Annotated in this window: 11 protein-coding genes; 5 read left to right on the forward strand and 6 right to left on the reverse strand. The window is 58.5% G+C overall.

Going from position 1 to position 12,768, the window contains the following annotated elements; genetic code table 11:
- Positions 1–2 precede the first annotated feature (2 nt).
- Complete coding sequence (locus AC07ED_RS10280) at positions 3–368, reverse strand: HIT domain-containing protein (protein ID WP_105235703.1); 366 nt, start codon at positions 366–368, stop codon at positions 3–5.
- 8 nt (positions 369–376) lie between these two features.
- Positions 377–1,954, reverse strand: a complete 1,578-nt coding sequence (locus AC07ED_RS10285; RefSeq protein ID WP_105235704.1) for a DUF5928 domain-containing protein — start codon at positions 1,952–1,954, stop codon at positions 377–379.
- Between the two features lie 152 nt (positions 1,955–2,106).
- Between AC07ED_RS10285 and AC07ED_RS10290 the strand changes: the two genes are divergently transcribed.
- Positions 2,107–2,925 (forward strand): sulfotransferase family protein, encoded by an 819-nt coding sequence (locus AC07ED_RS10290; RefSeq protein WP_067549940.1) that lies wholly within the window; start codon positions 2,107–2,109, stop codon positions 2,923–2,925.
- A 90-nt stretch (positions 2,926–3,015) separates the two neighbouring features.
- A complete protein-coding gene (locus tag AC07ED_RS10295) occupies positions 3,016–4,302 on the forward strand; it encodes an O-acetylhomoserine aminocarboxypropyltransferase/cysteine synthase family protein (protein WP_105235705.1) in 1,287 nt (428 codons plus the stop codon).
- 38 nt (positions 4,303–4,340) lie between these two features.
- On the opposite strand, the gene AC07ED_RS10300 is transcribed toward AC07ED_RS10295, so the two are convergent.
- A complete protein-coding gene (locus tag AC07ED_RS10300) occupies positions 4,341–5,069 on the reverse strand; it encodes an SIMPL domain-containing protein (RefSeq protein ID WP_105235706.1) in 729 nt (242 codons plus the stop codon).
- Between the two features lie 212 nt (positions 5,070–5,281).
- On the opposite strand from AC07ED_RS10300, the gene AC07ED_RS10305 reads away from it, so the two are divergent.
- A complete protein-coding gene (locus AC07ED_RS10305; protein WP_478242158.1) occupies positions 5,282–7,813 on the forward strand; it encodes a hypothetical protein in 2,532 nt (843 codons plus the stop codon).
- Between the two features lie 85 nt (positions 7,814–7,898).
- Positions 7,899–9,833, forward strand: a complete 1,935-nt coding sequence (locus tag AC07ED_RS10310; protein ID WP_105235708.1) for a cation:proton antiporter domain-containing protein — start codon at positions 7,899–7,901, stop codon at positions 9,831–9,833.
- Here the strand turns inward: AC07ED_RS10310 and cobT are convergent.
- Positions 9,830–10,846 (reverse strand): nicotinate-nucleotide--dimethylbenzimidazole phosphoribosyltransferase, encoded by a 1,017-nt coding sequence (gene cobT / locus AC07ED_RS10315; protein WP_105235709.1) that lies wholly within the window; start codon positions 10,844–10,846, stop codon positions 9,830–9,832. The genes AC07ED_RS10310 and cobT overlap by 4 nt on opposite strands.
- A gap of 78 nt (positions 10,847–10,924) precedes the next feature.
- Here cobT and cobS point away from each other — a divergent pair, with 78 nt between their 5' ends.
- On the forward strand, positions 10,925–11,695 hold the full coding sequence (cobS, locus tag AC07ED_RS10320; RefSeq protein WP_105235710.1) for an adenosylcobinamide-GDP ribazoletransferase: 771 nt from the start codon (positions 10,925–10,927) through the stop codon (positions 11,693–11,695).
- On the opposite strand, the gene AC07ED_RS10325 is transcribed toward cobS, so the two are convergent.
- Both AC07ED_RS10325 and AC07ED_RS10330 read right to left on the reverse strand, forming a co-directional pair.
- Positions 11,681–12,379: a VCBS repeat-containing protein gene (locus AC07ED_RS10325; RefSeq protein ID WP_105235711.1), complete on the reverse strand. Its 699-nt coding sequence runs from the start codon at positions 12,377–12,379 to the stop codon at positions 11,681–11,683. The genes cobS and AC07ED_RS10325 overlap by 15 nt on opposite strands.
- A complete protein-coding gene (locus AC07ED_RS10330) occupies positions 12,379–12,702 on the reverse strand; it encodes a 2Fe-2S iron-sulfur cluster-binding protein (protein WP_105235712.1) in 324 nt (107 codons plus the stop codon). Before AC07ED_RS10330 ends, AC07ED_RS10325 begins: the two co-directional genes overlap by 1 nt.
- Positions 12,703–12,768 lie beyond the last annotated feature (66 nt).

The following is a 12,768-nucleotide window of genomic DNA, read 5'->3' on the forward strand; positions in this document are numbered from 1 at the left end:
CATCAGGCCTTTGGCAACATCCGGCCCAGAACACGGCCACCCAAGATATGCAGGTGGAAATGCGGAACGTCCTGAACGCCCGCTTCACGGGTGTTGGCGATGGCACGGAAGCCGTCCTCAACGCCTGCAATTTTGCAGACCTCAGCGACCGCCTGCATAAAGCCGACCTGTTCCTCGGCAGAGGCTGCCATCGCGAAATGGTCCAGCGACATATACGGCCCCTTAGGGATGATCAGGATATGGACAGGCGCTTGCGGTGCGATGTCTTCGAACGCGAGGGCGTGATCGTTTTCATAGACAGTCTTATTCGGGATTTCACCGCGCAGGATTTTCGCAAAGATGTTCTGCGGATCGTAGTTAAAGTCCATGAGGGGCCTCAGTCGACGTAAAGATAAGGGGTCTGTGCGATCGTTCGCGCCACATCATCGGACACAGACAAGAAAGACGCAATGGCCACCGCGTTGTCTTCGGGCGGGACCAATTCGCGGATGCGGTAGTAGTGTTCAAAGCCACCGTCACGGATGCGGTCGCTTTCGTGGGCAAAGTCGTTGCGCACCGTCGGCAAAAGCCGCGCCACGGTATCAGGTGGGGTTTGGTGACCCATCAGACCAACGCGGCTAGAGTGACCGATCAGGTATTCGTCCGAAAACTCGCACTGGATTTCGAGGATTTTTGTCGTCGCACGGTCGGAGGCAAAATCCTGCATCAGATCGAGGTTCGCCGTATCCATACAGATCACCATTTTGTCGGTCTGGTGATAGTCGAACAGCATCCGCATCATCGCACGTCTATGACGATGCCGTTTGCCCAAGGTCGCCTGAATACCCCCCAGATCAGGGAGCGGCGTGGCCTCTTCGTTAAAGAGATAGGCAACGGTCGGGATATTGGCGTTTTGGTTGATGGCGTCGATCAAACGCTTGGCCACGTGCCATTTCTTACAAGCGACGATCAGCAGTTCGCGTTCGCGGCCAAGGCTGGCTTCGGCCTCCCAGAAACGGGGGGCAAAGCGGCGCCCTTCGCGACCACGGCCAGACAGGAACTTGAACAGGTTCCGACCTTCGTTCGAGATTTTGAAATCGTCTTGGTCAGAGGCATAGAGCCGACCGAGCCGTTTTTTCAGGTCCACCGCTTCGGGGCTGATCTTGCGGGCAAAGAGCGAATCCTGCGCCAATAGCATGTCAAAGTGATCGTTGTAGAACGTCACAGGCATCCCGTAGTCGGTAAACATCAGGAAGGTCAGCGTGCGGGTGTCGATCTCTTTGGCTGGGATCAGGTGCCGCACGAGGGTCTGGAAAAACGTCTCGTCAGGAATCCACGTGGTCGAAAAGAACTTCATCACGTCTTTGCGCTGACGTGTGAAATCGAGAATCCACTCGATTGTGCGGCGGCGCAAGCACCACCACTGGCTACCGATCTGGACCTGAATATCGTCGGGGATCGCCCGTTTCAGCCCTGCCCAACGTTGGAACCAGAAGGACCAGTAGAACAGACGTTTGTGCACACGTTCATTGAACCAATGGCGGTAAATCAGGCGTTCCTCTTTCATCCCCGTTTTGATCCAATCGCTTTCGAAGAAATCAAAACTTTCAATGTAATCGACATCGCGGCCGTCGAGGAATTCTTTTGCGTATTTCGCTGATTTGATCGCCATGCAATCGCCAGACACCATGTAAAAATGGGTCGCACGCGGGAAGGCCTCGATGGCGGATTCAATGGCGTAGAGCGTCGCTTGAACGAGGCTCCATTCACCCCAGCCGCATTTGATCCGCTTTTTCGCGAAGGTGACATTTGGGTTGTCGGCCAAGGCCTCGCGGATCAGCTGATAGTCGTCTTTGGACGCGCTGGCATCAAAGTGGATCGAAATGTAATCCCCAACCGCGGTGAGCTGTTGGGCTTGCTGCACAATCGCCTCGGGGTTCTTGTGGCACAGGAGAATGAAGGCGATTTTTGCCATATTGGAAACAAAACCCTGCGGTCGAACTGATCAGTTTCCCCCTTGATAACCCGAAGACCCGTTGAATAAACAGCGTTTCTTTGATTTTTATGGTGGATAATGTCCCGCACGATCTGGCAACAAGGGACAAAGGGTAACAAGGGGCGACGAGTATGGGCTTTCCTGGAACGTGGATGACTGAGAGCGAGAGCATGGTGTATCGGGTTGTGCCGAAATGCGCCTGCTCCTCAATCGGTCAGATTATGTATTACTCCGACCACGGAGAGTTCTTTGACGGCGACATCCACGATGCCACAGACCGTATGCACAAATGGGCGTTTGAGGCCAGCCAACCGCTGATCACCGACAACGTCAAAGCGCACAAAAGCTATGCCTTTACCTGCGTGCGGAACCCTTACACCCGCATCCTGTCATCGTTCTTTGACAAAATCTGCGGGATTCAGCGCAACGGGAAACGCTACCGCGGGAACCTTGTGCCGCAACTGGCGCAGAAATACGGGATCGAAGTCGGCTCGCCCGAGGATGATTTCGATTTCGACCAGATCAAATCGTTCCGTCGGTTCCTCTTGTTCGCACGCGACACCATCCGTTGGAAACGGCCGATGGAGCCTGACATTCACTGGTCGGCCATGTCTGGCCATATCGCGACCTTCATTGCGAACGGCGGCAGCTACGACCACATCTTCTTTACCGAGAAGTTCAACGAAGGCATGCAGGTCGTTCTCGACAACTGCGAAACCGCGCATCCGATCGACCTGAAAACCATCCCCCGCTTTAACGAAAGCGAAGGGCACGGGCCGAAGCGGGCGCATCCTGTTGAAGATTACTTTGACGATCTGTCGATGCACCTCGTCTATGAAATCTACAAAAAGGATTTCAATCTGTTCAAATACGACTTTGAAAATCCGGGTAACAAGATGCCAATCGGCGAGATCGATCTGGCAGAGGTTCACGCCAAACTCGGCGACTAGAACCGTCCTAATACATTAGGATTTTGCTGCATTGTCCTATGGGTAAGCCTGACGTAACGTCTGGGCAACAATGACTCATGGGAGGATGCAATGACACAAGACCTCGGTTTTGAAACACTACAAATTCACGCTGGAACAGAGCCGGATCCAGCCACCGGCGCACGTCAGGTGCCGATCTATCAGACCACCGCTTACGTGTTCAAAGACGCCGACCACGCCGCGCGTTTGTTCAACCTCCAAGAGGTCGGTTACATCTATTCGCGCCTAACCAACCCGACCGTTGGTGCGCTTCAGAACCGTATCGCGGCGCTTGAGGGCGGTGCGGGCGCTGTTTGCTGTTCTTCGGGTCACGCGGCGCAGATCATGGCGCTCTTCCCGCTGATGGGGCCGGGCCTGAACATCGTGGCATCGACCCGTCTATATGGCGGCACGATCACGCAGTTCAGCCAGACAATCAAACGGTTCGGCTGGTCGGCCAAGTTCGTTGATTTCGACGATCTGGATGCTGTGAAGGCGGCGATTGACGACAACACCCGCGCTGTGTTCTGCGAAACCATCGCAAACCCCGGTGGCTATATCACCGACCTCGACGCGATTGCTGCGATTGCAGACGCTGCTGGCATTCCGATGATCGTTGATAACACCACGGCGACCCCGTATCTCTGCCGTCCGATCGAACATGGCGCGACGCTCGTTGTGCATTCGATGACCAAATACATGACGGGCAACGGCACCGTGACAGGTGGTGTGGTCGTAGATTCGGGCAAGTTCGATTGGTCCGCATCGGACAAGTTCCCGTCGCTCTCGGCGCCTGAACCTGCCTACCACGGCCTGAAATTCCACGAAGCGTTGGGCCCGATGGCCTTTACCTTCCACGGCATCGCCATCGGTCTGCGCGACCTCGGCATGACGCTGAACCCGCAGGCGGCACATTACACGCTGATGGGTCTGGAAACGCTGTCACTGCGCATGGACAAACACGTGGCAAACGCGAAACAAGTCGCTGACTGGCTCGAAGCGGATCCGCGCGTGGATTACGTGACCTATGCGGGTCTGGACTCCAGCCCTTACAAGGACCGTGCCGAACGTCTGGTTCCAAAAGGCGCAGGTGCGCTGTTCACCGTTGCGGTTAAGGGCGGCTATGACGCTTGCGTGAAACTGGTGGATAGCCTGCAGCTGTTTAGCCACGTGGCGAACCTCGGTGATGCACGGTCGTTGATCATTCACCCTGCGTCCACCACGCACCGCCAGCTGTCCGAGGATCAGCAGCGCGCAGCAGGTGCAGCACCCGAAGTCGTACGGATTTCAATCGGGATCGAAGACCCGAAGGATATCATCGCCGATCTCGATCAGGCGCTGGCAAAGGCAACCGCCTAATCCCAAAACCAAAGGCCGCCCAGTGGGCGGCCTTTTCGTTACTCTGTTGCGATTCCGTAGACGATACTGACCTGCGCCGACACGGTGATGTCCCCTGCGACCAAGGGCACATCCATTTTCGGCGCACCGCTGTCAAAGGAACGGGCGGACATCGCCTCCATCACGACAGGGGCATAGCCGCCGTAGCTGTTTTCGCTCAGCGTGAGAACTCCGCCCAAATCAACGCCAGCCGCCATCGCATAAACCTCTGCTCGGTGACGCGCGTCCTCGACCGCTTTCGCACGGGCCTCATCCATGAGAGCGGAATCGTCGTCGATCCCAAAGGACACACCATTCACCGTATTTGCCCCACCCGCGACCACATCGGACAGCAATCCGCCCAACGTTGTCAGGTCATGGGTGGTCACGGAAAGCGTGGTAGACGCGGTGTATCCTTCGATCTGGGTGTAATCAGGTGCCCCCAGAACGGTCCGACCATAGCGCGGGATCAGTGACACGCGGCCTGTTTGAATGTCACCCTGCGGAATCGCAGCGGCCTCTAGCACGGCAAGGATACCTGTAGTTGCCATGCTGACCGCATCCAACACCTCGCCCGTCGTTTTGCCCTCGTGCATAACGCCGACTGTGACCACGGCCATATCAGCGGGCGCGGTGACAATCCCCTCACCCGAGACGGAAATTGACGGCACAACGCGGTCCTGCGCCATCGCACCAAGGGGCGCGGCCATGAGGCCAGAGATCAGCGCTGCACGCATAAAGGTCATCATCGTTTGATCCTTTCACTGGGAACGATTCTTAATCAACCCTCAGGCGATCACAGCCAGTGGTAGAACACGAGTAAATTTTCCGAGTGGGCGGGAAGTTGCTGTAGCTTAAATCATTGAGCGCCGTTACATTTCCGCTCCAAAGAAATCATGTTAGTCCCAATTTTATGACACCAAATTTTGCACTCTCACTGTCGTTCGAAGGGATCCGTTTATTGCAACGAGGTTCCGACGGCTGGCTTTTGGTGGACGAGGTCGCGCTGGATGACGCCGATCTAGGCGCTGCCCTTGCACGGATGAAGGATCGGGCGGCACAGCTCGACCCATCGCCGCTGCGGACCAAGCTTCTTATTCCAAACGATCAGATTCGGTATCTTGCGCTGGATAATCCCCGTGCCGATGAAGACGACATTCGCGCGTCTCTCGACGGGGCGACGCCATACGCGCTTGATGATCTGGTGTTCGACTATTCGCGCGGGGGTGGCCGTACCTACGTGGCTGCAATTGCACGCGAAACGCTTGACGAGGCCGAAGGCTTTGCTGCGGGATACGGGTTTAACCCTGTCAGTTTCGCGGCTGTGCCTGATGCCTTCACCTTTGTCGGCGAGGCGTTCTTTGGCCGAACGAGCGCGGCGGCAACTCTGCTGACCGACGGGCAGACCATCGAACGTGATGTGGATGCCGTGGTGGTCGTGGGTCGCGTGGCCGAACCAGAGCCTGAGCCTGAGCCTGAGGTGATCGAAGAGCCGCCAGTGGCAGAGCCAGAGGGTGTTGAAGAGGCCGTCGTCGAACCAGTCGAACCTACGGAAGAGGCGCAGGCTGAGGACGAACAGGTAGAGCTAGAGTTTGATATCGACCTCGATATCGACCTGTCCGCCATCGAAGAGGCCCCTGCCCCCGTTGAGGCAGAACCAGAAGCCGCGCCAGAACTCTCGGAAGAGCCCGAAGAGACTGCGGAACCCGTTGTGTTCTCGAGCCGCGCGCGGACGTCTGATGCCACGACACCGACACTGACCACGGGGGACAAACCGACGTCCACGATCCAGCCACGGATCACGCCGACAATCACCCCCACGGCCGGCATTCCACCCGCGCCCAGCGATCTGGACGCCGCTCCTATTTTCGCAGCAACACCGCGCACCGTCCCAACGGAAGCCAAGCAAGAGGACAAGACCTCGCCGCTTGCGCCCGTCATGGCGGCAGCAACCTCTGCAAAGACGGCACTCGGCAATGGCCTCGCCGCACTGAACGACCGCCGCAAAACCCGCCGCGCGGAAAAGGATGCGGAACGAGATGCTGCTGCCTTGGCCAAGTTGGAGGCCAAAGCGCAAGAGGTGGTGGCCGAACTCGACGGCGATGCCGAACCCGCTGACGAAAAAGTGCGGCTGACCATTTTCGGTGCCCGCCGCAAAGCCCAAGCCAAAGCGATCAAACGGCCCAAATACGTCTTTGCGATTTTGATGGCGCTTTTGCTGGCCTTTCTTCTGGCGGTCGCGATCTGGTCGTCGACTTTGGAAAACAGGATCGCGGGATTGTTCGGCGGCAATGACGTGACGGTTGCCACGATCGACGCCGACAACCCTGCCCCCGAAGACGAGGCGGCAGCAGACCTCGGCGATGCGATGTCGGACGTGGATATCGCGATTGAAAACCTGACCCAAGACGGGGCGCTATTGCCGCCGACTGACCTGCCTCTTGGTCAAGTGCTCAGCCCCGCAGAGGCACAGCGCCTCTACGCCGCGACGGGTGTTTGGCAGCGTGCGCCGACCTTCCCTTACACGCCCAAGATCGAGACGACCGACGGCGTCACCATCGCGGCCATCGACCCTGTAACGTTCGGGACAGATGCGGTTGCATTGCCTTCTATTACGGCAATGCAACCCGATCTGTCCGTTGTTTCCCCTCTCGCACCACCCGCTGCGGGAACCGAATTTGACCGTGACGCGAACGGCAATATCCGCGCGACCGAGGCAGGCACCGTTTTGCCTACGGGCATCACCGTTTTTGCGGCAACCGCCACGACGACCCGCCCGATTGCGCGTCCTGAGGGGATTGCGCCAAATCCAGAGGCCGCGCCGACCACCAATCCTGACCTTGTGACCGCTGGTGGTGTCTCACTGGCCAGCCTCCGCCCTCGGAGCCGCCCTGACAACCTCGCTGAGAACATCGAACGGGATACACTGGGTGGATATATTGCGTCAGAGTTGGCCGCGCTGCGTCCGCGTGAACGTCCTGACAATTTGGTCATCGTCGCGTCAGAGCCAGCACCACTGCCAATCCCCGAAGCTGACGTTGACGCCATTGCAGCTGCGATCGCTGCTGCCGCTCCGCCAGATTTGACCGCTGGGGCATCCCAATACGCGGTCGCGTCGTCGCCGCTACCGATCCAGCGTCCGCGCAACTTTGATCGGATCGTCACGGCGACTGCTGCCTCGCTCCAATCAGAGCCTGAGGCAAGCGCGCCAACGGATGTATCGGCAACCATGCGGCCTACGGGCTCTGTCCCAGGTGGCGTGGCCCGCGCCGCAACCGAAAACAACGTTTTGACCATGCGCGACATTGCCTTGATCGGTATCGCAGGCAGCAGTTCTAGCCGGATCGCATTGGTGCGGATGGGCAACGGGCGGATTGTATCGGTTCGGGTTGGTGATACCCTCGACGGAGGTCGGGTCACCGCGATTGGCGAATCCGTTTTGAACTACGAAAAACGGGGTCGCGTGGTGTCGTTGGAAATGCCGAGGGGTTGATCCCTAGCAATTTCTTAAGTCAGCCCCAAGTGTATAAGGCGACATTACCAGCGCCATCGAATTTTAGTTAATAAGACGGACACCGATGGAAAGTTTTCTCTTTCAGGCAACCATTTACCTAGGCGCAGCAGTGATTGCGGTGCCTTTGGCAGCACGTTTGGGCCTTGGGTCTGTGCTGGGGTATTTGCTGGCAGGGATCGTCATCGGGCCCGTGTTCGGATTGGTCGGGTCGGAATCCAAAGACGTCCAGCACTTTGCCGAATTTGGCGTCGTTGTGATGCTGTTCCTCATCGGGCTCGAGCTCGAGCCGCGCGTCCTCTGGCGGATGCGGGCCAAGCTCTTGGGACTGGGCGGGCTTCAGGTCATCCTGACCGTCGCAGCCCTGTCTGGGCTGGCCTATCTGATGAATGAAACGGCACTGGATTCCATCGCCATCGGGATGATCCTCGCGCTGTCCTCAACCGCGATCGTTCTACAAACTCTGTCGGAAAAGGGGCTGGTGCAGACGGCGGGAGGGCGCAACGTGTTCTCTGTTCTGCTGACGCAGGATATCGCCGTGATCCCCATGCTGGCGCTCATGCCGCTTTTGGCTGTTGCCGCGCCAATAATGATTTCGCCCGATGGGTCGATCCAACGCGCCGCCGACGACACGCACCACGGTACGTTCTCGCTCGTTGAAGGGTTGCCAGGATGGGGCGTCACATTGGTCACTGTAGGTGCAATCGCGGTGATTATCCTCGCGGGTGTGTTCCTAACACGGCCCGTGTTCCGCTACATCCATCAGGCCCGCATTCGGGAGATGTATACGGCGCTCGCCCTTCTCATGGTGGTGGCGATCGCGGTGTTGATGCAGATGGTCGGCCTGTCGCCCGCGCTAGGGACGTTCCTTGCGGGCGTGGTGCTGGCGAACTCTGAATTCAAACACGAGCTAGAGACCGACCTTGAGCCGTTCAAAGGGCTGCTGCTCGGTCTGTTTTTCATCACCGTTGGCGCAGGTTTCGATTTCCAAGCGTTCTTTGGCGACCCCGTGCGGATTGTGCTACTGACCCTCCTTCTGATCGCGGTCAAAGGCGGTATCCTATATGGTCTTGCGCGTATTTGGCGGTTGAAACCTCACGACCGTTGGCTATTTACCCTCAGCCTCGGTCAGGCGGGTGAGTTTGGCTTTGTCCTGATCAGCTTTGCTTTGGGGATCGGCGCACTTTCCCCCGCCCTCGCGCAAAAGCTGCTTCTGATGATCGCATTATCGATGCTGATCACGCCGCTGTTGTTCATCCTCTACGAATATCGCACCCGCAAAATGGCGAGCGAGGATGAAACCCATGATGCAGACGACATCGATGAAACGGGCACGGTGATCATCGCGGGGATAGGGCGGTTTGGGCAGATCGTGAACCGTCTGGTCCAGTCGGCGGGATTTTCGACCGTGGTTTTGGACGCCGATCTGGAAACCGTTCAGACCATGCGCAAGTTCGGGTTCAAGGGCTTCTTTGGCGATCCGACACGGCCTGACCTACTGAAAGCGGCGGGAATTGCAGAGGCAAAGGTGCTGGTCGTGGCCGTCGATGGACGAGACAAGGCGACGGCGCTGGTGCGCTATGCCCGTCAGATGCGCGACGACATCCACATCGTCGCCCGTGCGCGGGATCGGCAGCATGTCTATGAACTCTACGCCGCTGGCGCGAATGACATCGTGCGCGAGCTGTTCGACAGTTCGCTGCGTGCGGGGCGCTATGCGCTCGAAAACCTCGGGCTGTCGGAATACGAGGCGGCTGAGGCAGAAACCATGTTCTACCACCATGATCGCGGCATGATGAAGGAATTGGCGACGCTCTGGAAACCCGATGTGCCGACGTCGAAAAACACGGCCTATCTTAAGCGGGCAAAGGAATTGAATTCCGATCTGGAACTGTCGCTTGCCTCCAAAGAAGAGGCCGAAGCCGAGGCGGAAACCAAGGGTGGCATCGGGCGCCGCCGTAGCGACAGCGCCCTATTACCAAAGGATCAAGGGGACGCTTAGGCGTCCGATACCCCTGCTTCTGCAAAGGTGAGCATGCCAGAGTGACACGCAATCGCGCCCTTGAGGACGCTGATTGCTAGAGCCGCGCCAGAGCCTTCGCCCAGACGAAGGCCGAGGTTCAGAAGCGGTGCTTTGTTTAGATGCGCCAGAAGTTTCGCATGTGCGCCTTCGGCACTGACGTGGCCCGCAACAGTGTGATCGAGCGATCCCGCGACTGCGCATTCCAGCGCAGCAGCGGAGGCGGTGCAGATGAACCCGTCGAGGATCACTGGGATGCGCAGGCTACGGGCGCGTGCGATTGCACCTGCCATCGCCGCCAGTTCACGACCACCGAGGCACCGCAGCGCCTCAAGCGGATCAGCGATCACATCGGCATGAAGCGCAAGGCCATCGGCAACGGCAGCGGTCTTGCGGTTCAGACCTTCGTCATCAACGCCCGTTCCGCGCCCCGTCCAATCGGCAGCGTCGCCACCAAACAGGGCCGCCGCAACTGCCGCCGCAGCGGTGGTGTTCCCGATCCCCATTTCACCAACGACCAGCAGGTCGCTTGTCTCTTTGACGGCGGTCCAGCCAGCGACGAGCGCGTCGACCACTTCGTCCTCGGTCATTGCGGGTGCCGTGGTGAAATCAGCGGTGGGCGTGTCGAGCGACAGGGACACGACCGACATGTCAGCGCCGAACGCCTTGGACAATTGGTTGATCGCGGCGCCACCGTGTTCAAAGTTCGCAACCATCTGAACAGTGACTTCAGGCGGAAATGCCGACACGCCACGCGCACAAACACCGTGGTTGCCCGCAAAGATGATCACTTGGGGGTTCTCAATGGATGGACGCGGATTGGCGCGCCATGACGCATACCAAATCGCCAAATCTTCGAGACGACCCAGAGCCCCCGGAGGTTTCGTCAACTGACCGTTGCGTTCCTCTGCGCCAGCCTTCGCTTCGCTATCGAGCGAGGGGGCGGCAGACAGAAGAGCGCGAAATTCGGCGAGACTAGAAAATGGGCGGGTCATGGCGGTCCTCGTTGCACTTTTTGTGCGCCTTTAATAACCCTCGTGGCACAGAATGAAAGGTCAGAAAGGGTCGCACCTATGTCCAACTCCGACATTCGCAAATTTCAACCCGCCGATGTGCTGGCTGCGCTGGGTCTTTTGACCCGCCTTCCCGTAAAGGTCGACCACGAAGCCGCAGGGGCACGTGCGTCCAAGGCCGTCTGGGCCTACCCGCTGGCGGGTCTAACGGTCGGGGTGATCGCCGCATGTGTTGGCAGCGTTTGGCAGTGGTTCGGTGTGTCCGACGGTCTGGTTGCCGCCGCCGTTCTAGCCGTCATGGTGATCATCACCGGAGCGATGCACGAAGACGGTCTGGCCGATAGCGCCGATGGGCTATGGGGCGGCTGGGATCGGGATCGTCGGCTTGAGATCATGAAAGACAGCCGCATCGGGTCCTATGGGGTGATCGCGCTGTGTTTGTCGCTCTTGGCGCGGTGGATCGCGATTGAGGCCCTGATCAGCGCGGGTTGGATGTGGTGCGCCTTACCCATCGTTGCCACCCTCAGCCGCGTTCCGATGGTCGCCCTCATGCACCTGATGGAGCCTGCACGGGCGGGCGGATTGTCCCGTTCTGTCGGGCGTCCTGATAAGGCTCCTGTTGGGGTCGCTCTGCTGATCGGACTGGCAGTTGCGGCAGCTTTGGGCGGGTGGACGGTGTTCCCGCTCTTTATCTTTGTAACCCTAGCCACGGTTAAGGTCGCGCTGATCGCGCAGGCAAAGATCGGCGGGCAAACGGGCGATATCCTCGGCGCAGCGCAGCAGATCGCAGAGATCACAGCGCTTGGCGTGTTGGCCTCAATCGCAGGTTAAGGCGGCGGTGAGGCTATCGGGACCAGTGTAGGGACCAACATCACGGGTGATGTAGCCCGTGGCGTCATGAGATGTGACCATAACGCGGGTCCAATTGGCGTTGGCGGTTGCGACCTCTGGCTGACCGCAATCGCGCAATCCGCCTTCGATCACCGCAGAGCCAAGATGGTGATTGGTCAGCCCCTCAACCGCGCCATCGGGCGTGAGCGTCCACGTGTCGTCGGCTAGCGTTACCTCTAAGAACCGCAGCGTTTTGGCGAGGTGGGGCCGATCGACATAGGCAATCTCTGCCGCGCCATCACCGTCGAAATCCGCGATACCTGCGATTGCGTACCACCGATTGCGTTGCCCAAACGGTGCGCCATGGGCGATGGGTGCGATCACGTCGGACGATATGCCAAAGATCGAGATCCGTGCCCCATCGTTAAATCCGCTGAGAACCGTGACGACCTCAGCCGTGCCATCCCCGTTCAAGTCAAAAAGACGCGGGTTCGTATCTTCGAACACCGCGTCTTTGTATTGAAATGTATGGCTCTGCCCCTGCCACGTGACCTCAAGCCCCGCGTATTCGCCATTTGCGACCGCCCCGTGCCCATAGGCATCGGTAGGGTCCACGTAACGGGCCGTCAGAGGATCAGCACCCGCCGCATATGGCCAAAGAGCCAAGAGCGGCCAGAGGCGCATTAGATTTGACGCTCGGGCAGGTTCACAACCAAACCGTCCAACGCATCGGTCACTTTCAGCTGGCAGGACAGACGCGAACGGTCAGGGTCAACTTCATAAGCGAAGTCGAGCATATCTTCTTCCATCGCTTCCATGCCCGGAACTTTGTCTTTCCACTCAGCAGGTACGTAAACGTGGCAGGTCGAACAGGCGCAAGCGCCACCGCAGTCGGCCTCAATACCCGGAATGCCATTATCACGGGCACCTTCCATAACGGTCATACCGTTTTTCACCTCAACGCTGTGTTCGGTGCCGTTGTGTTCGATATAGGTGATTTTGGCCATGATCTGCTCTCGTTCCTGTAAAGTCGCTGTAGATTTAATGCGTTGTACGTGGCTGTTCCAGCCTTC

It is taken from the genome of Aestuarium zhoushanense, from assembly GCF_056431045.1.

What these genes read in the sequence shown, in the direction of transcription:
- AC07ED_RS10280 (WP_105235703.1), bottom strand. Translation starts at nt 368, where the DNA reads ATGGACTTTAACTACGATCCGCAGAACATCTTTGCGAAAATCCTGCGC.
- AC07ED_RS10285 (WP_105235704.1), bottom strand. Translation starts at nt 1,954, where the DNA reads ATGGCAAAAATCGCCTTCATTCTCCTGTGCCACAAGAACCCCGAGGCG.
- AC07ED_RS10290 (WP_067549940.1), top strand. Translation starts at nt 2,107, where the DNA reads ATGGGCTTTCCTGGAACGTGGATGACTGAGAGCGAGAGCATGGTGTAT.
- AC07ED_RS10295 (WP_105235705.1), top strand. Translation starts at nt 3,016, where the DNA reads ATGACACAAGACCTCGGTTTTGAAACACTACAAATTCACGCTGGAACA.
- AC07ED_RS10300 (WP_105235706.1), bottom strand. Translation starts at nt 5,069, where the DNA reads ATGATGACCTTTATGCGTGCAGCGCTGATCTCTGGCCTCATGGCCGCG.
- AC07ED_RS10310 (WP_105235708.1), top strand. Translation starts at nt 7,899, where the DNA reads ATGGAAAGTTTTCTCTTTCAGGCAACCATTTACCTAGGCGCAGCAGTG.
- cobT (WP_105235709.1), bottom strand. Translation starts at nt 10,846, where the DNA reads ATGACCCGCCCATTTTCTAGTCTCGCCGAATTTCGCGCTCTTCTGTCT.
- cobS (WP_105235710.1), top strand. Translation starts at nt 10,925, where the DNA reads ATGTCCAACTCCGACATTCGCAAATTTCAACCCGCCGATGTGCTGGCT.
- AC07ED_RS10325 (WP_105235711.1), bottom strand. Translation starts at nt 12,379, where the DNA reads ATGCGCCTCTGGCCGCTCTTGGCTCTTTGGCCATATGCGGCGGGTGCT.
- AC07ED_RS10330 (WP_105235712.1), bottom strand. Translation starts at nt 12,702, where the DNA reads ATGGCCAAAATCACCTATATCGAACACAACGGCACCGAACACAGCGTT.